At 60.8% G+C, this 18,190-nt stretch carries 19 protein-coding genes, 1 tRNA gene and 1 pseudogene; 16 read left to right on the top strand and 5 right to left on the bottom strand.

The window, feature by feature from the left end; genetic code table 11:
* Positions 1-73: 73 nt before the first annotated feature.
* The 4 genes and pseudogenes from JO965_RS23105 to JO965_RS23090 all read left to right on the top strand — a co-directional run.
* A pseudogene (locus JO965_RS23105) lies at positions 74-657 on the top strand (IS5 family transposase); the annotation flags it as partial.
* Between the two features lie 756 nt (positions 658-1,413).
* Positions 1,414-2,151 carry a response regulator transcription factor gene (locus JO965_RS23100; RefSeq protein WP_246776657.1) on the top strand — a complete coding sequence of 246 codons (738 nt, stop codon included), beginning with the start codon at positions 1,414-1,416 and terminating at the stop codon, positions 2,149-2,151.
* A 112-nt stretch (positions 2,152-2,263) separates the two neighbouring features.
* On the top strand, positions 2,264-2,401 hold the full coding sequence (locus JO965_RS23095; RefSeq protein ID WP_203441289.1) for a hypothetical protein: 138 nt from the start codon (positions 2,264-2,266) through the stop codon (positions 2,399-2,401).
* Between the two features lie 256 nt (positions 2,402-2,657).
* Entirely contained in the window at positions 2,658-2,999 is a 342-nt protein-coding gene (locus JO965_RS23090; RefSeq protein WP_203441288.1) for a hypothetical protein, read from the top strand.
* 393 nt (positions 3,000-3,392) lie between these two features.
* Here JO965_RS23090 and JO965_RS23085 read toward each other — a convergent pair whose 3' ends face one another.
* Positions 3,393-3,632 (bottom strand): hypothetical protein, encoded by a 240-nt coding sequence (locus JO965_RS23085; protein WP_203441287.1) that lies wholly within the window; start codon positions 3,630-3,632, stop codon positions 3,393-3,395.
* A gap of 330 nt (positions 3,633-3,962) precedes the next feature.
* Between JO965_RS23085 and JO965_RS23080 the strand changes: the two genes are divergently transcribed.
* From JO965_RS23080 to JO965_RS23070, 3 genes are all read left to right on the top strand, one after another.
* A complete protein-coding gene (locus tag JO965_RS23080) occupies positions 3,963-4,751 on the top strand; it encodes a DUF4239 domain-containing protein (RefSeq protein WP_203441286.1) in 789 nt (262 codons plus the stop codon).
* A 504-nt stretch (positions 4,752-5,255) separates the two neighbouring features.
* On the top strand, positions 5,256-5,522 hold the full coding sequence (locus JO965_RS23075) for a hypothetical protein (RefSeq protein WP_203441285.1): 267 nt from the start codon (positions 5,256-5,258) through the stop codon (positions 5,520-5,522).
* A 32-nt stretch (positions 5,523-5,554) separates the two neighbouring features.
* Positions 5,555-6,391 carry an LssY C-terminal domain-containing protein gene (locus JO965_RS23070; RefSeq protein ID WP_203441284.1) on the top strand — a complete coding sequence of 279 codons (837 nt, stop codon included), beginning with the start codon at positions 5,555-5,557 and terminating at the stop codon, positions 6,389-6,391.
* Between the two features lie 345 nt (positions 6,392-6,736).
* On the opposite strand, the gene JO965_RS23065 is transcribed toward JO965_RS23070, so the two are convergent.
* Both JO965_RS23065 and JO965_RS23060 read right to left on the bottom strand, forming a co-directional pair.
* Positions 6,737-7,486 carry a hypothetical protein gene (locus JO965_RS23065; RefSeq protein WP_203441283.1) on the bottom strand — a complete coding sequence of 250 codons (750 nt, stop codon included), beginning with the start codon at positions 7,484-7,486 and terminating at the stop codon, positions 6,737-6,739.
* Between the two features lie 157 nt (positions 7,487-7,643).
* Positions 7,644-8,018: an Ig-like domain-containing protein gene (locus tag JO965_RS23060; RefSeq protein WP_203441282.1), complete on the bottom strand. Its 375-nt coding sequence runs from the start codon at positions 8,016-8,018 to the stop codon at positions 7,644-7,646.
* Between the two features lie 274 nt (positions 8,019-8,292).
* Between JO965_RS23060 and JO965_RS23055 the strand changes: the two genes are divergently transcribed.
* Together JO965_RS23055 and JO965_RS23050 are read left to right on the top strand one after the other, a co-directional pair.
* A complete protein-coding gene (locus tag JO965_RS23055; RefSeq protein WP_246776656.1) occupies positions 8,293-8,691 on the top strand; it encodes a hypothetical protein in 399 nt (132 codons plus the stop codon).
* Positions 8,681-9,259, top strand: a complete 579-nt coding sequence (locus JO965_RS23050; RefSeq protein ID WP_203441281.1) for a hypothetical protein — start codon at positions 8,681-8,683, stop codon at positions 9,257-9,259. The genes JO965_RS23055 and JO965_RS23050 overlap by 11 nt, the downstream gene beginning before the upstream one ends.
* A gap of 203 nt (positions 9,260-9,462) precedes the next feature.
* Here JO965_RS23050 and JO965_RS23045 read toward each other — a convergent pair whose 3' ends face one another.
* Together JO965_RS23045 and JO965_RS23040 are read right to left on the bottom strand one after the other, a co-directional pair.
* A complete protein-coding gene (locus JO965_RS23045; RefSeq protein WP_203441280.1) occupies positions 9,463-11,397 on the bottom strand; it encodes an acyltransferase family protein in 1,935 nt (644 codons plus the stop codon).
* Positions 11,398-12,010: 613 nt separating this feature from the next.
* Positions 12,011-12,100: transfer RNA gene (locus JO965_RS23040), tRNA-Ser, on the bottom strand.
* Between the two features lie 265 nt (positions 12,101-12,365).
* Between JO965_RS23040 and rplU the strand changes: the two genes are divergently transcribed.
* From rplU to JO965_RS23005, 7 genes are all read left to right on the top strand, one after another.
* On the top strand, positions 12,366-12,758 hold the full coding sequence (rplU, locus tag JO965_RS23035) for a 50S ribosomal protein L21 (RefSeq protein ID WP_203441279.1): 393 nt from the start codon (positions 12,366-12,368) through the stop codon (positions 12,756-12,758).
* Between the two features lie 35 nt (positions 12,759-12,793).
* The gene (gene rpmA, locus JO965_RS23030; protein ID WP_203441278.1) at positions 12,794-13,060 is read left to right on the top strand and encodes a 50S ribosomal protein L27; all 267 of its coding nucleotides are present in this window, start codon (positions 12,794-12,796) and stop codon (positions 13,058-13,060) included.
* Between the two features lie 179 nt (positions 13,061-13,239).
* Positions 13,240-13,890: a GNAT family N-acetyltransferase gene (locus JO965_RS23025; RefSeq protein ID WP_203444322.1), complete on the top strand. Its 651-nt coding sequence runs from the start codon at positions 13,240-13,242 to the stop codon at positions 13,888-13,890.
* Positions 13,891-14,037: 147 nt separating this feature from the next.
* The gene (obgE, locus tag JO965_RS23020; RefSeq protein ID WP_203441277.1) at positions 14,038-15,072 is read left to right on the top strand and encodes a GTPase ObgE; all 1,035 of its coding nucleotides are present in this window, start codon (positions 14,038-14,040) and stop codon (positions 15,070-15,072) included.
* Entirely contained in the window at positions 15,069-16,217 is a 1,149-nt protein-coding gene (gene proB, locus JO965_RS23015; RefSeq protein WP_203441276.1) for a glutamate 5-kinase, read from the top strand. Before obgE ends, proB begins: the two co-directional genes overlap by 4 nt.
* A gap of 12 nt (positions 16,218-16,229) precedes the next feature.
* Positions 16,230-17,516, top strand: a complete 1,287-nt coding sequence (locus tag JO965_RS23010) for a glutamate-5-semialdehyde dehydrogenase (protein WP_203441275.1) — start codon at positions 16,230-16,232, stop codon at positions 17,514-17,516.
* The gene (locus JO965_RS23005; protein ID WP_203441274.1) at positions 17,513-18,169 is read left to right on the top strand and encodes a nicotinate-nucleotide adenylyltransferase; all 657 of its coding nucleotides are present in this window, start codon (positions 17,513-17,515) and stop codon (positions 18,167-18,169) included. The genes JO965_RS23010 and JO965_RS23005 overlap by 4 nt, the downstream gene beginning before the upstream one ends.
* Positions 18,170-18,190 lie beyond the last annotated feature (21 nt).

Raw genomic sequence — 18,190 nt, 5'->3', positions numbered from 1 at the left:
GGCTAAACGGAACCCGGCTCCATGTCAGAACCAAACGGCCAAGCCGGACGTAGCAGAATTTGTCGTTTGTGAATCTACCATCTACAATCGTTACACCCGCTGGGCCAGAAGAGATGTCTGGCAGCGTATTTTTACCCAGGTTGCGGCGGCCGGACCGATTCCCGAGGAGCTTGCGCTCGACAACTCAAACGTGAAGGCGCACCGCTCGGCGTCCGGTGGAAAAGGGGGGAGTTCAACCAAGCGGTCGGCGTCTCGCGCGGCGGCAGAACGACGAAGATCCATTGCCTGGCCGATGGTCGCGGCCGGATCGTCGCCGTCGCGCTGACGCCGGGCAACATGGCCGACATCACCATGGCCATGCCGATGCTGGAAGCCTTGGCGCCGGCCAAGCGGCTCATCGCCGACAAAGCCTATGACGCCGACCGCCTGCGCACTTGGCTCCAAGACAAAGGCATCGACGCTGTCATCCCGGTCCGCGCCGCTCGTGCCATCGCCTATCCGCTCAATCGCGCAGCATACCGACGCCGAAACGTCATCGAGCGGATGTTCGGACGGCTCAAGAACGGGAAGCGCATCGCAACCCGATACGACCGGCTGGCCATCAACTATCTCGCCGCGATCGCACTCGTCGCGACGATTACTCAATGGCTTGGATGAGTCCCCTACCTAGAGCCCCAGTGCTCGAATTGCCTCTGCCGTCGCCGTTGCCATTCCTGTTTCCCGCGTCACCACCGGCCGTACCGCCGCTATTGCCGTTTCCGTCGTTCTTGCCGTTCCCGCTGCCGCCTACATCCCCTGATTGTCGGCATTGCCTCCACCGCCTGTGTCTCTGTTCCCAGCACCATCGCCCTTGGCAAGCGCAGACCCGTTGATGACGGGCAGGATGGACCCATGGCCGAGATCCAGTTGAACGCGGAGGGGAAAGGCAGGCGCAATGTCTGCAATCGCGAGGAGGGCATGTCGCCACCAGCGTGTCATGATTCTTCCGCGCCTCAGCAACTCAGCCGATAAACCTAGAAATGTGAGCGGAACTGGAACGGATAACTCGATGCCGGCCCAGAGGGTTGCTGACGCAATACGTCGCTCACGCCGCTTGGACCGTACCTAACATGATCACAGGTGAAGCAATCACGAAATGTGACGGATTCTAAGCTTGGCAATACATGTCTCGGCGATGCCGCTCGTGCCCTCAAATTGCTGTTGCCGGACCCGAAACGTCGAGATCCCTAAGCGTCAGCACCTATATAGCCAGCACAATACCTCGGGCGGGTTGATCCATCGGCGCTCTATGGATCGGGAACACGCGGGTGCCTCCCTTGTTGATGCCACGCTGGTCCAGAGGACAGGACCTCGTTTTAAGAAACGATGCCTTCAGCGAGGGCATTCCGCTGTTGAGCATCGCAGGGGCCAAGCATGGATCACGACATCGTCTACAAAGAGCAGTCGCTGCCTCGCACCTATGATCCGCTTGATCATGTGACCACCTATCTGATCTGCCGGAACACGCTCTTGCGCACCGGCATCAGTCAGATCCTGGCGGGATCGCGGTTCATTCTCGCGGAGGAGATCGTCAACGACCTTTCCGATCTCCCGGCCATCGCTGGGCTGGCGCCGGCACTCGTTCTTCTGAGCGAGAGTCTCGACCGTAATACCTGCATGGCGACTCTCGAGAAGCTGAGGATCGCATGCCCATCCGTCCGTCTTGTCATGATGGCCGATGATCTGCCGATTCAGGAGGTCGTTCAGCTCTGCCAGGTCGGCCTCGGCGGCATCTGCCCGACCACCATGCCGCGGTCTTCGTTGCTCAAGGTATTGGAACTCGTGATGCTCGGTGGAACCTTCCTGCCCGGCTCCGTGAGCGTCAAGTTGCTCCAGCAGGTATCAGGTCGGCGCGTCCACGAGGGCAGCCCTGCTCCAGCAACCGGAGAAACCGGCAGGCTTACCGCGCGTGAGACCCAGATCCTGCGCTGTTTGACCCAAGGGGCCTCCAACAAGATCATCGCCCGCGAGCTTGATCTTTCCGAAGCGACGGTCAAGGTTCACATCAAGGCGATCCTGCGCAAGGTCAGAGCGGAAAACCGCACCCAGGCCGCCATATGGGCACAGGAACATATGGCCTTTGCACCCAGCACCGATGCTGCTGTCGCATAGAGATCTTGCCATCCCGGCACGTTCAGCACCTCTTCAAGGGCTCGTGAGCTGGACCCCACAAGCTCGCCAAACGGTAGCATCTCATAGTTGAATTGTTATGTTGGACAGATTGATGAATGCACACGATTCCGAAATTCATACGAAAATCAGAGATGTTGAAAATGAAATCGATCGCCTCGAAAGGATGGTGACGGCTGCTATTTTCGTGACAGCGCCGATCGCCTTGGCTACCTATGCAGCCGTTCTTTGAACGCGTTCCTGGCCCTATGCTGCCCCCAGGACGGGGTATAGCTCATTCGCGTGCTTGTCGTGGTCACGCAAGGAATTGATCGATTGCGGTCCCATTCTGTAAGAGCCTCGTGGGACAGATCTAAAATTCCCCCAAGCATCAACCAGAATTCGCCACAAAGCATCACGAACAATTGCTGCAACTGACGCCTGAGTTGCCGCATACGCATCTCGACCAAAGGGGCCTCGGCCTCTCCATGACCCCGTTGAGGGCAAGCATGCGCTTCTATTTCCATCTTGTCGGACCATCCGGTGCAATTCCAGATGACACGGGCTTCGAAGCTCGCAGCCTCGAAGCGGCTGAAGCGGAATCGCGGCAAGCCATTCAGGCAATCCGGGATGACGGTATGTTCGCGGGTGATGATCGGGAAGGCTGGCAATTGGAGATCACCGACGCGTCGCACCAAGTTCTCCTCACGATCCCTCTTGGTCAAAGCCAAGAGGACCATGGAATGAAGAGGTCGTGGCTTGCCGCGAGCAAGCGCGCCACATGGATCAACACCGTGCTTCTCGCGATGGGGTGCGGTATCGACTGGCAGAGCCCGTTCGCAATGCTCTAACCTCATGAAACGACAAGCCCTGTTGCTGTGGGCCACCGATCATGGATGCATCTCATGAGAATGCTGCTTGTACCACCTCGCAAGTAGATTGAGATTCGGCGCTGAGACCAAAGCCTCGCCTGACTTTCTTTACCGGGATGGGGCTGCTGGATATGTGCCGGGCAGCAGGCGCTCGTAGATGCGTCGGATCCGGTCATAGTACTCGCAGGCCGTCTCCTCAGGCCCTCTCGATCAGTCACGCTGATGCCGCCGCGGCTCTGCCGGATCAGCCCCGCCGTCTGGAAGGTGGGTGACCACACTGGCGGTGGAGCGTTGCACACCGAGTATCTCAGCGAGAAACACGTGCGTGAGGGATAAGGCGTCCTGATCGGCACGGTCATGCATGCTAAGGATCTAGCGGCAGCAGCGCGCCTCGACCAGATGAACGGCATTGCAGGAGACGGTTTGGAACGTCTGTGCCAGGAGGACCTCGCCGTAGTTCCGCATCAATTGGCGGATACCGGGACGGCCGTTGCGCGCCTCTTCAAAGCGTTCGACCGCAATGCGCGAGGCGGCGCCGACCATCTGCACGATATAGCGCCCAAAGGCCTTGTGACTGACCTGGCGCTGAGCAGGCTGCAGCCCCCTTCGCACGCGAACACCGCCACCTCGTTGGTGGCGCCATCACCAAAGACAACGCCGGTGAGGGCGCATCGTCCCAGCGCTTGTCCCAAAACGGCCTTCTACGAAATTTCTGCTCATGTACCTGAATGTTTCCTAATGGCACTTCTCGGAAGCAAGCCGAATGTCAGCTCTGGCAGGGAATACCGGACGCTCCTGAAGGGCAGGAGATCCTCCTGGCTCAACCCTCAGCGGTGATACAGACGTAGGCGGTTATCGCTGTTAAACTGGAAGACAGGAAAGCAGCCAGGCTTTCCTGTTACTCCCGTCGGTCCGCGGGACGGGATCGGAGCAGGGCGACACATGATCCTCCTGGACACCCAACCCCTCTGGCTGTCGGGCGCCCTTCTCATTGGCCTGGCCACCCTGCTGGCCATGGCCGCCCCCATCTTCGTTCGCAGGCGCGTGCCCTCAGAGCGGCTCCGGATCAACAATGAGGTGGCCGGCTTCACCTTTGCGACTGTCGGCGTGCTTTATGCAGTGCTGCTGGCCTTTGCCGTCATCATCGTCTGGGAGAAGTTCAGCGAAGCAGAGCATGCCGCGGCCCAGGAGGCTGGCGCGGCAGCAACCCTCTACCGCCTGGCCAACGGGATTGGAGAGGGTCCTGGCGAGGCTCTCCGCGACAGCTTGACCCGCTACGTCAGGGCCGCCGTCACGGAGGACTGGCCTGCGATGGCGCGGAGTGAGTCAAGCCACGCGGTCACCCGTGCCCTCGACACCACCTACGCGGCGCTGCTGACCTTCACCCCGGGCGACGGCCGCGGGACGGCTCTCTTGGATGAGGCGCTCCGCCAGCTTGATCTCCTGACCGAGGCCCGCCGCACACGGCTCATCCTGGCCTCCGGCGCGGTTCCCGGGGTGCTCTGGTTCGTGCTCGTCGGTGGTGCCTTTGTGACGGTCGGCTTCACGCTGTTCTTCGGCACCGAGAACCTGCGCGTTCAGGCCATGATGACCGGCATCCTATCTTTCCTGATCTTCTCGGGGCTGCTCGTGATCATCGCCATCAACCATCCGTTCGCGGGACCCGTGAGGGTGCATCCGGAGGCACTCTTAGAGGTGCTGGAGGATTTAGGAGCGAGAGCCCAGCCGTAGCCGTTGGTGGAACCTGGCGCTGCTGTTGCAGAGGAGCATGGCCCAGAGACAACTGCATATCTCGGAAGAAGACCGGACGTCTGCTTCAGCATGCGACGCCGGACGTTCCCGGAGAGTGGAGAGTATTGAATATCAGAGTCTGACCCCGTTTCAGTCCTTTCCAGTCCTTGCGACGGAGACGGCCCTCCAGAAACACCCGGCTCAGCGTCATACCTGCGGGCCGCCTCGGGCAGTTCGGCAAACGATCTGTCTGGAGGGCACATCCGCCGTTTTGGGCATCCCGCTCCCGGTTCCCGGCCGGACACTTGAGCAAGCCGTGGCAAGCATGCCTGTCCAAGGCAACAGGTAGATTCCACTCCTGAGGTTTCAGGGTCTGCCTTTGGCAGTTCCAGGGTTTCCCTAGGTGGCTCTGGCGGCCGAGAGGTATATCCTGCCTTGGGGCTTGGACTCACGGCCGACAGCGGTCCAGGACGGGGCTGGCATCCTCATTCGGGAGATATCTCGATGCGCCGTTCTCTTTGCCTCGTCACACTCGGTGTGTTGATTGCCACAGGTCCTGCTCTGGCGCAGCAAGGCAATCAACCCTTTACGCCCTCGGGAGAGATCCAAGTCCCGTCCGGACCGGCGATTGACCGGATGCTCGACAGCAACACCGTGCCATCGCCGGACAAGGAATTCTCGGCCAACGATGCGAAGGCCATCCAACAAATGGACCAAAGGGCCAAACGCATCGATCAGGAAGTCAAGAAAGGTATCTGCAACGGGTGCTGATCATTGCCGTTGATCGTGACGGAGCTGGGCTCGTGCGATTGCTGAACCGCCTCTTGCAACGCCTCGTCATCCTTGGGCTGGGGATCTTCTCCGTCTGGCTGATCGTCTTCGTGGTCTTTGAAACCGCCGACCGAAGGCTGCCATGGATCCTGGCCGTGGGCCTCACTTATGCAATCGGCGCCTATGTCATTCTCCCGCGGGTCATTCGCATGGGCCTCAAGCTTCTCCATCGGAAACGGGTACCCAGCTTCACGGCCACAGGCGACGGACTGCCGAGAGATCCCGTCAACGTGGCGCTGGTGGGCACCCTCGCACAGCTTCGTGCAGCCTTTGCAGCTCTTGGCTGGTCGGAGGCCGACCGCCTGGGCCTGGGTAGTTCCTGGGGCATGGTCCGGGCCTTCATGTTCAACTCGCCCTATCCGACCGCCCCGTTCAGCACGCTCTATCTGTTCGGGCGCGGCCAAGACATCGGGTTTCAGAAGGCGATCGACAACAGCCCCCGGAAACGCCATCACATCCGATTCTGGTCCTTGAGCCTCGTTCGAGCCGAGACCACATGGACAGGTGGATCCACAAGCTTCTGGCTCAACACCGAACGTCCAGCCGATGACGAACGCGTTCTCTGGGTCGGGGCGGGCACGAGAGATACGGGCCTATCCTTGACCCGCCTCTCATTTCAAATCACCCATGCCACGGACGCGGACACGAATGTCGAGCGCGACTTTATCATTGCCGCGCTGGAGAACATCGGGTCGATCGCGGAATTGAAAGTGTATCAGGCCGGCCAATGCCTCGCCACGGAGCACGTCAATCACTACACCTCCGATGGGCGGGTGACCTTGGCGAGCCTCGTGGTTCAGGCCAATTGATACGTGATCCCATCAACCCTGCTTGACCGGATGAGCCATCCGCGTGCCTGACTTGGTCATCCCTGCCGCTGTCCAGGGCGCCGACTGCAACAACGGTGGCGTTGCGCCAATTGCACCGCCGGCACCTTGCCGGAAGCGAGCCATGATGACGAGGATGCTGGGCTTCTGCTGCTGAACGATCGCCGACGCACGGTATGCCATTGGGGAGGCGAACAACGCAGCAAGGCCGATCCTTGGCTTTCCGCCAGCGTTCATGTTTCCAGGCCTCGACGGTCAATGGTTTGGATGGGCGAGACGGCCTCCCGCACACGCGCGGCGATTCACGCACCTCGGAACACACCCCGTTCAGTAGCACGGCCCATAGGGATAATAGCCGCACTGGCCGTCGTCGCCGTATCCAAGGCCGGGGTTCGCCGCCTCGGCCGCTCCCATGGCGGTCCCGGCGGCAATGCCGGCCGCCGTGGCGCCCGCCCCATACCAGGCACCACGATAGACGGGGGCATGCCAATAGCGGCCACCAGCCCACGCGCCGCGGTATCCGCCAAAGCGCGCGGCATCGAAGCCACCGGCGCGGAACCCGCCGCCGAAGGCGCCAAAGTGGTCGATGAACAGCGCCGCAGGTCCGCTCACTCCGTTCAAATTGCCTTCCAGCACCGTAACATCGAAGGTAAGATTGCCTCCCTCGAGCTTCGGCGATTTCAGCGTCACCACGGCGTCGCTGACCTTCGAGCCATCACCACTCAGAACGGACACGGTGGCGTTGTGCGGATCCTTGGCGAAGTTGTCCTTGCCCTCGTCCCACTGCATGATGAACTGCTCGGTGACCACGTGACCTGCCGCCCGCACGGGCTGATCGGCGAACACGATCGAGTTCGCCGACACACCGGTCAAGGTCAGCTTATTGCCCTCGAGTTTTGCGCCCGCCGAGTTGATGACGGCAAGCGATGGAACTGGACCCGTGGGCGTGACTCGACCGATGGCCTTCGTAAGGGGCATTTGCGACCTGCCGTCCGCGTCCTGCGCGATTGCTCCGCTTCCTGTCGCGCAGAGGCTACCGGTCATCAGGATAAGATAGGCGAATTGCTTGCTGAGCATGGCAAAAACTCCCTTTGGTATTGTCGGCTTTCGTAGGCCTCCCCACACCAACCCTTCGTCATCGATGCGAGCGTGTGACAAGGCGGTAGACCCCGAGAGCCTGCGACCTCGGCGCCTACCATCGGATCCGCACGAGTGGGCCGCGCAGCATTCGCCGCTACTTGACGTTGACCTTGTAGCTGTACACGGAGGTTCCAGGCTTCTGGTCGATGCTCTGCCCTTTCGCGGTGATCGCAAAGGCATCGGGGCCGCGGTAGCCCGCGGTGGGCTCATAGGTCCAGGTGTCCTTGTCGACCATCTTCAAGGTGCCATGCTGTGGCCGCTGGCTGACCTCGGAGCTGGCGAGCGAGCCTTGAGGGCGGAGGTCGGACATGCATCCCTGCCCGGCCTGGACGTCGAAGGCAGCCTCCATGTTGGCCCCCATGATGGGATGATTGCCTGCGACGACGCACATGGCGGGCGACTGCGCCAGGGTCGGGCCGACAAACAGGAAGCCCAACGGAAGTGCCAGGATCGACAACGACTTCGTCATGATGATCTCCTCTCGATAGTCCGCTGCGTGACACCTCATGTCCAAACGTCACAACACCAAGGGCCGAAGCACAACAGAGCGCTTCGTGTCTCTTCCATATTGGATGCTGCAATCACCTGCCTGACGCTCGCTCTCTCCAGTAGCGCGTAGCGTCTTCATTGAACTGGCTGCCATTTACAACGGTAGCAACAATGGTCGTATTGCCTTCTCGGTCCGAGATGCTGCCGAACGGGTGCGATGCTCCAAGAACACGGCGGCACGAGCATTCGCCGAGTTGACACAGAAGGGCTTTGTCGACCTGTGCTCCCGAGGCCATTTCGACCGCAAGACACCCCATGCAGCCGAGTATCGTCTGACGCTCCATGCCTGCGACCGTTCAGGCGAACCGGCCTCCAAGCGGTTCACGGGCTGGCATCCTGACCAGCCGAAATTTATAGCCGGTCCCACCAGAGGGGCAGCCGGTGTCACTACAGGGACAGTAATCGCCGCCACGAAAGAAAATTGCCGGGAACTGTCCCTCTCACGTGACCGCAAGCGCCGTTTGGAGCCCATTAGCGGTGTCACCACAGGTACACATATAATCTACCAGATGGGGTCTGGGGTGGATGGAGCGGATGAGCCGTCAGGAGTCGTGGTGACGCTGCAGCTGAAGGGGCGTCGTCATGCCTCGTGACCGGCAACGCCTCACCCTGGAGAGCGGCCCCAAGCTGGAACTCGCCAAACTCATTCCTGGTGGCGCTGGCAAACCCGGCAGCCATATCCAATGCGTGCTCACCTATGGCTCGGGCGAGACTATCATGGCTCTTTTCAAACTGTCGGACTATGGTGGTTTGCTGGATTTGTCCTTCCAAGGACGGCAGCAGTTCTTTTCTCTCGTGTCGGAGCCGAGACATTTCGGCGGACTGCAATGGTACGTCATCTGCCCAAGAACCGGGAGGCGCGTGCGGGTGTTATATCGGCCTCTCGGGGCCATGTCTTTCGCCAGTCGGCATGCCTGGGGCCGCAGGGCGGCCTATGCCTCTCAGTTCCTTGACCCCATCAGGCGGGCATGGCGCACGAAGTCGAAGGTAAAAGCGGCGCTGCTCGGCGACGAGGATCCGGATGAATGGGACCTGCCACCCAAGCCTAAGGGAATGCGCTGGGCGACCTATGAGCGGTGGGTCGCCCGCTATGATGCGGCGGAGGAGATGCTAGATGCGCAGCTCGTTCAGGCGGCGGCGCGACTGATGAAGCGGCTATAGAAGAAAGGTGAGGAGTGCCCGAGCTCTCAGCCTAGGCACTCCAGCACGAGCGTAGATGACGAGGATATTCTTGTCGAAGAGTGCGAGGCCCTTCTTCATCTGGGCAGACTCGACAGCCTGCCCATTGCTGGAACCATCGGTATCGTAGAACAGAACGCCGGTCTTGTGATAGTTGACTGTCAGGTGACCTACCCGGGGGACATCTATCGGGCAGCTCTGATGAGTTTCTCAGTCAATCCAGTGAGCTGAAAGAAAACTTCTGAACCCTCGTAAGATAGGTGCCCCTCGTCTCGGTAAAGGGGCTTACCATTCAACTCTGTCCTGCAAATTGTTTCGTTACACAGGAAGTCGTATGGAGAAATAACCTCAACGTTAGCCTCGGCAGATACCTGACTAAGCATCTGGAGGACCGGCGCTCGGAGCTTGCGCACTTCGGACGCCGGGATCTGGCAATCTTTGAACTTCCCGAGAATCAATCGTCCTTGGGCCTTCCGCTCAAGACATTCGCCAATATCGACCGCGAGATTTGGCATAGGGCCGACGACAACGACCTTCTTGCCTGCAGCTCGTACAGCTTCAACAAGCGTCTTTATTCCCCGGACGGCTAAATCAGTGGAGGTTTTCGCTTCCGTGAATGAGCCTCCATACTGCACAAGCATCAAGTTGTTGCTTGCAAGGGACGGATAGAACGGGCTCGAAATGGCAACTATCTTGATTTCCGGTTGCCTTTTGAGGATGTCAAGAACGCCCTCGTTAAAGCGAATGCAGTTCTCCGCGAAGCTTCGTGGATATCTCGGGGTCGCCCGTTTCTCAAATGGCGCCGCTCCGATAGCCGGGCCGCATGCGCTCATTGTGAGTTGCGCAACCCCATAGTCTCCTACTGTCTTGGCTATGCCAGGAACAATAGCCATGGCATAGGAGTCGCCCCAAACCAATAGCTGCGGCTTGTCAGCTGTCTTGCAGGTGGGTGGAATATCCTTGGGAGGGTACCCTGGCTTAAATGCACATGCATTTCCCAGGCCGAGGTTGGATCTGCGGACCCTTTTGAAATCAATGTTGCTTGCTGTTGCTGCGATAACAATCAATGGGGCCAAGCCTAAAATGACTGATGTTGCAACCAAGCCGGATGTCAAACGCTTGCGAGAACTGAATGAGCCGTCCCGGAAGGGCTCCTCCACCAATCGATAGAGCGCCCAACTTGCTCCAAGTGAGAACGCAAGAGTGCCGTAGATGGCTATCGCTGGGGGCTCCGTCAGCCAAGCGGCCCGTACATACACCAAAACAGGCCAGTGGATCAGATAAAGGGAGTAAGAAACGTCGCCAACCTTGGCTAGGCTCCAAACGACGATGTTGTCCTTGGTATGGGCCAGAAGAAGGGCAAGCGTCGCCAAACACACGAGAACGGCGTCAGTGCCGGGATGAGCACCGCCAACCGGCGAAGCTGGTGTAATTAGGAGAACTGCCAGTGCTGGTAAGCGCAGCCATGAGAAGCTTAACCGAAGCAGATAATAGCTCGGAAGCAGAGCTCCCACTGAGCCAATCGCCATCTCCCAAAACCGGGTTGGCAGAAGATAGAACGCAGCCGATGGCTCTCGGGACGCAAGATAAAGGCAGAGGGCCAAGCTGATGACAAGAAGCAAGCTCACACCACGAAGCCAGAGCCGTGACGGCGTCAGAAGCAGGAACGCTGGCAGCACCAAGTAGTACTGCTCTTCAATCGCTAGCGACCAAACGTGGAGGAGCGGCTTGGTTTCGGCGGCCTGCGCGAAGTAATCGGATTGTAGCCAGAGAGCGATATTGCCGGTGAAGGTGATTGCGCCGAGAACTTGGTATTTGAACTCTTGGAGGCCGAGGTCCGACAGAAAGAAAGGGGCCGCAATGGTGGTCAGAGCGATGACGATATATGCCGCTGGCAGCAGGCGCTTGGCTCGGCGGTAATAAAAGTCCCGAAAGCTGAATCGCCCTTGTTCAAGCTGATACTTAATAAGCCCAGTAATCAAGAAGCCTGAGATAACGAAGAAAATATCGACGCCTAGGTAACCTGCAGGAAACAGTCCGAGATTGGCGTGATAAATCACAACCAGTAGGACCGCAATGCCCCTTAAAGCTTGAACATCGACTCGAAATTCTCGTGACACGGCAGGCCTGGGATGTTTGTTGTTGAGAATATGCGGCGCGGGCAGTGGAGGGCGAATAGTTAAAGGTTGCTAGATTGTCCAGTGGATTTGGTACCGTTCTGTGGCTCTGCGCCGGACAGCAGGGCTCCAAAAGCTACGCCAGTAACGTGCTTCTAGGCGCACATGCCGGGATGTTGAGCCGAACTCTGTGCATTGTTAGACAAGGCTTTGGCAAAGAGATTTCGATTCCCAAAGCGAGCCTGTACTACTGGGCTCTTGATAGGCCTGTCTCGCACTCTGTGAGGTTGGGAGCCCTCGACCTGTCATAGTGGAAGAGGTCATCCTCGGCTCGATGGCGGATAATTCCGGCTGTGGTGCTTTGCGAGCTCATAAGCGTTGTCCCTGTTCTCTGGGTCAGGAGAACTTTAGGCCAAGTCTTTGAATTCCATGCTTATCATGCTGGTTTGGCTGAATTGGTTGAGCCGACCTAAAGCACAGCAGGACGGCGCATCGCTGAAAAGATGATAAGTGACGCTCGACAGCCAAGTTAGCGGCTAAAGTGGGGAAGAAGGTGGGGAAGGTTTGCGGCGCCTTCCATATTTGCCCATGATTTCAGGTGCTTAAAGACAAATAATGGCGGAGAGGGGGAGATTCGAACTCCCGATACGGTTGCCCGTATGCCGCATTTCGAGTGCGGTGCATTCAACCACTCTGCCACCTCTCCGGGGTGCGAAGGCCTTGAGGCCCGCTGGTTGAGGCCGGGTGGATATCATGGGCTTGGCGGGTCTTCAAGCGCCAAAAGCAAGGTTTTTGATTGACAAGGACAGGCTCCGTCCGTAGATAGGCCTCCTCTATGAGCGGATATGAGTGTCTGCTCATATCCATGCGGCAGTTTCAGACTGCCGTGAACCGAAGCCGGAAACTGCCAAAAAGCCAATCCGGTGGGGGCTTTCCCCCGCTGAGAATTGGGTTTGAACACGAGGATTAAGATGTTCGCAGTGATCAAGACCGGCGGCAAGCAGTATCGCGTTGCCGCCAACGACGTCATCACCGTCGCCACGCTCGCAGGCGAGCCTGGCACCGCCGTCACGTTCGACCAGGTTCTCATGGTCACGAACGACGGTTCGACCCAGGTGGGCGCCCCCCTCGTCGAGGGCGTGACCGTGGCGGGCGAGGTGGTGGAACACACCCGCGGCGAGAAGGTCATCTCCTTCAAGAAGCGCCGTCGCCAGAATTCGCGCCGCAAGCGCGGGCATCGCCAGGACTACACCGTGGTGCGGATCACCGAGATCCTCGCCGGTGGCGAAAAGCCCAAGAAGGCTGCGGCCAAGAAGACCACCAAGGCTGCGGCTGACGAGGCTGCGCCGGCCACCGCTGAATAAGCGTTCGGCAACTGACAGGAACACGGGAGTAACCCATGGCTCACAAAAAAGCAGGCGGTTCGTCTCGCAACGGTCGCGATTCCGACGGCCGTCGTCTGGGCGTCAAGAAATTCGGCGATCAGCAGGTCGTCGCCGGCAACATCATTATTCGTCAGCGCGGCACGAAATGGCATGCCGGCGCCAATGTCGGCATGGGCAAAGATCACACCCTCTTTGCCACGGCCAATGGCCGAGTCCGATTCCTTACGCGTCAAGGCCGAGCCTTTGTATCGGTCGTACCGGCCCAAGAGGCCGCAGAGTAAACGGCAAGAGCGAAACGAAGGAGCTCCTGCCGGCATCACACCGACCCGGCGGGTTAAGAGCTCCAAACAGGCCCTAAAAAGCCAAGCTCCAATCCGAAACTGACAGGGGAGGTGGGATGTCCACCTCCCCTTCGTCATTTCTCGGGCCCAAGGAGGGCCCAACGGATCGGAGCAAGACGATGTTTCCCGACCTCACCCGTGACGATGTTTTCCGCCTCGAGATCCGCGGCCTGTGGCTGCGCTGGGCCCGTCTCGCGGATGCCCAAGCCATCGTACGCCTTGCCGGTGAGAAATCGGTCGCGGAGATGACGGCTCGAATTCCGCATCCATATCATCCGGACGATGCCGAGCGATTTATCTTCATGTCCCGGCGGTCCAATGCGGACGGCCAGGGTCTGCAGCTCGCCATCACGCCCAAGGGCAAGCCTAACAACCTGATCGGCATGGTCGGCATCGGCCCCGATCCCGAGACGGGCAAGCCCAGCCTCGGCTACTGGCTCGGCACGCCCTATTGGGGCAAGGGCTACGCCACCGAGGCGGCTCGCGCGCTGATCGATGCCTTCTTCGCCTATGGCGAGAAGGACGAGCTCACCGCCTCGGCTCGGGTCATCAACCCGGCCTCCCGGCGGGTGCTGGAGAAGTGCGGCTTTGCCTATCAGGGCGCGGGCCTCGTCGAGCTGCCGGCCCGGGGCGGTCTCTATCCTGCCGACCATTTCCGCCTCGACCGGCGGGCCTGGGAGAGCCTGAAGAGCTGGAGCCATACCGGCCTCGTGCGTGAGCCCGTCTGCGTCGAGGTCGAGGTGGACCGCGAGATGTCCCTCGCAAGCTGAAAATAGGAAGCGCTTCCGAAATCTCGGGAGCGCTTCCCTTTTGTCTGCGTTGCTCCCGCACCACGACCGCGGACGGGGGCATTTTTTAACCGCAGGGCCTGATCGGCTTTTGCGAAAAATGCTCCAGTCCCGTAAAGGATCCGGGTTATGAAATTTCTCGACCAAGCCAAGATCTATATTCGCTCCGGCAATGGCGGCGGCGGCGCCGTGTCGTTCCGCCGTGAAAAGTTCATCGAGTTCGGCGGACCGGACGGTGGCGATGGCGGCCGCGGCGGCGATGTGTGGGCGGAATGCGTCGAGGGGCTGAACACCCTCATCGATTATCGCTATCAGCAGCATTTCAAGGCCAAGACCGGCGGCCACGGCATGGGCAAGAACCGGCACGGCGCCAAAGGCGCCGATGTGGTTCTCAAGGTGCCGGCCGGCACCGAGATTCTCGAAGAGGACGGCGAGACCGTCATTGCGGACATGACCCATGTGGGTCAGAAGGTGCTGCTGGCGAAAGGCGGCAATGGTGGCTTCGGCAATGCCTATTTCACCACCTCGACCAACCGCGCTCCGCGCCGGGCCAATCCGGGCCAGGAGGGGCAGGAGCAGACGCTCATCCTGCGCCTCAAGCTGATCGCGGATGCCGGCCTCGTCGGGCTCCCTAACGCGGGTAAGTCCACCTTTCTCGCCACCGTCACGGCGGCGAAGCCGAAGATCGCCGATTATCCCTTCACCACGCTTCATCCAGGCCTTGGTGTCGTACGTGCCTATGGCCGCGAATTCGTTCTCGCCGATATTCCGGGCCTGATCGAGGGCGCCTCCGAGGGCGTGGGCCTCGGCGACAAATTCCTGAGCCATGTGGAACGCTGCCGCGTGCTGCTGCATCTTGTCGAGGGCACGAGCGAGGACGCAGGCGAGGCGTACAAGACCGTCCGCCACGAGATCGAGGCCTATGGCCATGGGCTCGCCGACAAGCCCGAGATCGTGGCTCTCTCCAAGGCCGATGCCTTGGACGAGGACACGCTCAAGGAGCAGCTGAAGAAGCTGAAAAAAGCCTGCAAGCGGACGCCTTACGTGGTCTCCTCCGCGTCGGGCCAAGGCGTGCAGGAGGTGCTGCAGGCGCTCCTGACCGTGATCGATGAGGCCAAGGCCGAGGAAGAGCCTGCCCAGCCCCAGGAAGAGTGGCATCCGTGAGCCCCGAAGTCAGTCAATTCCGCCGCATTGTTTTGAAAGTCGGCTCCGCGCTGCTGGTCGATCGGGCCCGCGGCCGGCTGAACCATGCTTGGCTCGCGGCGCTCGCCGAGGATATCGCCGATCTTCATGCGAAAGGCGCCGACGTTCTCGTTGTTTCCTCCGGTGCGATTGCCATGGGGCGTACCGTGCTGGGCCTTCCATCAGGACCTCTGCGGTTAGAGGAAAGTCAGGCGGCGGCGGCCGTGGGCCAGATCGCGCTTGCGCGTACCTGGTCGGAAGTGCTGGCGCATCATGGCATCACGGCAGGACAGATCCTCGTGACGCTCTCCGACACGGAGGAGCGCCGGCGCTATCTCAACGCACGCGCGACGACGTTGAAGCTGCTCGAGATGCGCGCCGTGCCTGTCGTCAACGAGAACGACACGGTCGCAACCTCCGAGATCCGCTACGGCGACAACGATCGACTGGCTGCGCGTGTCGCCACCATGATCGGCGCCGATCTGCTGGTGCTGTTCTCCGATATCGACGGGCTTTACACGGCGCCACCCGCATCGGATCCGAATGCCGAGCACATTCCGGTGGTCGAGCGCATCACGCCGGCCATCGAGGCCATGGCGGGAGGCGCTGCCTCCGAGCTGTCGCGCGGCGGCATGCGCACGAAGGTCGAGGCAGGCAAGATCGCCACCGCCGGCGGCACGCATATGATCATCGCCGATGGCCGCACAAAGAATCCGCTGAAACGCGTTGCCGAAGGCGGGCGCTGTACCTGGTTCCTCACGCCGTCCAATCCCGCGACAGCGCGCAAGACCTGGATTGCCGGTGCGCTGGAGCCGCGCGGCACGCTCTACGTGGACGAGGGCGCGGCACGCGCGCTCCAGGGTGGCGCCAGTCTGTTGCCGGTGGGCGTGCGCCGGATCGAGGGCTCCTTTGCCCGGGGCGATGCGGTGGCAATCAGTGATGGGCAGCGCGTTCTGGGTCGGGGACTCGTGGCCTACGATGCGGAAGAAGCCTCCCGCATCATCGGTCGTCCTAGCCGCGAGATCGAAGCGGTGCTCGGTTATCCGGGACGCTCCGAGATGATTCATCGGGATGACATGGCCTTGGCCATCGTGACCACGAACAATGAAGCGCGCGCCGGAGCGTGAGGAAGCAGATTGATGGACGCTCTCAAGGTGATCGAAGGCGGCGATATCGAAGCACTGATGGCCGATCTCGGCCGCCGCGCACGCGGTGCGGCGCGGCGGGTGGCGCTGGCGAGCGCCGAGGAGAAGAACGCAGCCCTGCGTGCCATGTCATCCAGCATCCGTGCCAATAAGGACGCGATCCTGAGTGCCAATGCCGAGGATCTCGCCGAGGCGAAGGCCAAGGGGCAGAGTTCCGCTTTCATCGATCGTCTGACGCTCAATCCTGAACGACTGGAAGACATCGCGGCAGCCGTGGAGAGCATCGCGGCTCTGCCCGATCCGGTCGGGCGTCTGCTGGCGCGGTTCGAGCGTCCCAACGGGTTGCAGATCGAACGCGTGGCGACGCCGCTTGGCGTGATCGGCGTGATCTTCGAGAGTCGCCCGAACGTCACGGCCGATGCCGGTGCCTTGTGTCTCAAGGCTGGCAATGCGGCGATTCTGCGTACGGGGTCCGAGAGCTTCCGTACGTCGCTTGCCATCGCGGAGGCGATGAGCGAAGGCTTGGAGCAGGCGGGCCTGCCCGGCGATGCGATCCGCCTCGTACCGACCCGCGACCGGGCTGCCGTGGGCGCCATGCTCTCAGGTCTTGAGGGCAATCTCGATGTGATCGTGCCGCGCGGTGGCAAGAGCCTCGTCGCACGCGTACAGGAGGAGGCGAGGGTGCCTGTCTTCGCGCATCTCGAAGGGCTCAATCATGTCTATGTGCATGGTGCGGCCGATCTGGAGATGGCGAAAGCGATCGTGCTGAACGCCAAGATGCGCCGCACTGGCGTCTGCGGTGCGGCAGAGACCTTGCTGGTCGACCGAGCCTGCGCCGAGACGCATCTCAAGCCACTGATCTCCATGCTGCTCGATGCAGGTTGCGTCGTGCGCGGAGATGAGGCCGTGCAGGCGGTTGACGCTCGCGTTACGCCGGCCACGGAAGAGGATTGGCGCACCGAATATCTCGACGCCATCATATCGGCCCGGGTCGTCGACGGCCTCGATGCCGCGATCGCGCATATCGAGGCTTTTGGCTCGCACCACACCGATTCCATCGTCACAAATGATGAAGCGGCTGCCGAGCGCTTCCTGGCCGAGGTCGACTCTGCCATCGTCCTCCACAACGCCTCGACCCAGTTCGCCGATGGCGGCGAGTTCGGGTTCGGCGCCGAGATCGGCATCGCCACGGGGCGCATGCATGCCCGCGGACCGGTCGGGGTGGAGCAGCTGACCTCGTTCAAGTACCGCATCCGCGGCTCGGGCCAGACGCGTCCGTGAAGCCTGGCTCTTCCCGCTTCCGCATCAGGCCCTCCGGCCTGACCCGCCTGCCGCGGGCCGCCCCCGGCATGCGGATCGGGCTTTATGGCGGGTCCTTCAATCCGGCCCATGCCGGCCATCGCCATGTGAGCCTCATGGCCTTGAAGCGCCTTGGGCTCGACCGGGTCTGGTGGATCGTCACGCCGGGGAACCCCTTGAAGGACACCGGCGAGCTGGTGACGACCGCGAGGCGCGTGGAAGAGGCAGAACAAGTCTCCGACGATCCCCGGATCGATGTGACTGCCTTCGAGGAGGAAATCGGGGCCCGCTACACGGTGGATACTCTGACCTATCTCAAGCGGCGTTATCCGGGCGTTCGTTTCGTCTGGATCATGGGGGCGGATAATCTGGCGAGCTTCCACCGCTGGCGCGGCTGGCGGCGCATCGCCCGGATGATGCCGATGGCCGTGATCGACCGGCCCGGCTGGACCCTGAAAGCGATCCATTCAAGAAGCGCCACGGCGCTGTCGGCGAGCCGGATCAGCGAGAACGAAGCCCTTGCCTTGCCGGGGCTTGAACCTCCAGCCTGGGTCTTCCTGCACGGGCCGCGCTCCCATCTGTCATCCACCAAGCTGCGCCAAATGAGACGAACTTCTCCCACCGGGAGACATTGAAAAATGGGGCCTTCCCGCATT

The sequence above is a fragment of the Microvirga sp. VF16 genome (assembly GCF_016864375.1).
In the GTDB taxonomy this organism is placed as follows: domain Bacteria; phylum Pseudomonadota; class Alphaproteobacteria; order Rhizobiales; family Beijerinckiaceae; genus Microvirga.
The sequence above is the reverse complement of the archived record's forward strand: the minus strand, read 5'-3'. Positions and strand labels throughout refer to the sequence as shown.

Bases quoted from the DNA above. Each gene is read 5' to 3' on its own strand.
- JO965_RS23100 (WP_246776657.1), top strand. From the start codon at position 1,414: ATGGATCACGACATCGTCTACAAAGAGCAGTCGCTGCCTCGCACCTAT.
- JO965_RS23095 (WP_203441289.1), top strand. From the start codon at position 2,264: ATGAATGCACACGATTCCGAAATTCATACGAAAATCAGAGATGTTGAA.
- JO965_RS23090 (WP_203441288.1), top strand. From the start codon at position 2,658: ATGCGCTTCTATTTCCATCTTGTCGGACCATCCGGTGCAATTCCAGAT.
- JO965_RS23080 (WP_203441286.1), top strand. From the start codon at position 3,963: ATGATCCTCCTGGACACCCAACCCCTCTGGCTGTCGGGCGCCCTTCTC.
- JO965_RS23075 (WP_203441285.1), top strand. From the start codon at position 5,256: ATGCGCCGTTCTCTTTGCCTCGTCACACTCGGTGTGTTGATTGCCACA.
- JO965_RS23065 (WP_203441283.1), bottom strand. From the start codon at position 7,486: ATGCTCAGCAAGCAATTCGCCTATCTTATCCTGATGACCGGTAGCCTC.
- JO965_RS23060 (WP_203441282.1), bottom strand. From the start codon at position 8,018: ATGACGAAGTCGTTGTCGATCCTGGCACTTCCGTTGGGCTTCCTGTTT.
- JO965_RS23050 (WP_203441281.1), top strand. From the start codon at position 8,681: ATGCCTCGTGACCGGCAACGCCTCACCCTGGAGAGCGGCCCCAAGCTG.
- rplU (WP_203441279.1), top strand. From the start codon at position 12,366: ATGTTCGCAGTGATCAAGACCGGCGGCAAGCAGTATCGCGTTGCCGCC.
- rpmA (WP_203441278.1), top strand. From the start codon at position 12,794: ATGGCTCACAAAAAAGCAGGCGGTTCGTCTCGCAACGGTCGCGATTCC.
- JO965_RS23025 (WP_203444322.1), top strand. From the start codon at position 13,240: ATGTTTCCCGACCTCACCCGTGACGATGTTTTCCGCCTCGAGATCCGC.
- obgE (WP_203441277.1), top strand. From the start codon at position 14,038: ATGAAATTTCTCGACCAAGCCAAGATCTATATTCGCTCCGGCAATGGC.
- JO965_RS23010 (WP_203441275.1), top strand. From the start codon at position 16,230: ATGGACGCTCTCAAGGTGATCGAAGGCGGCGATATCGAAGCACTGATG.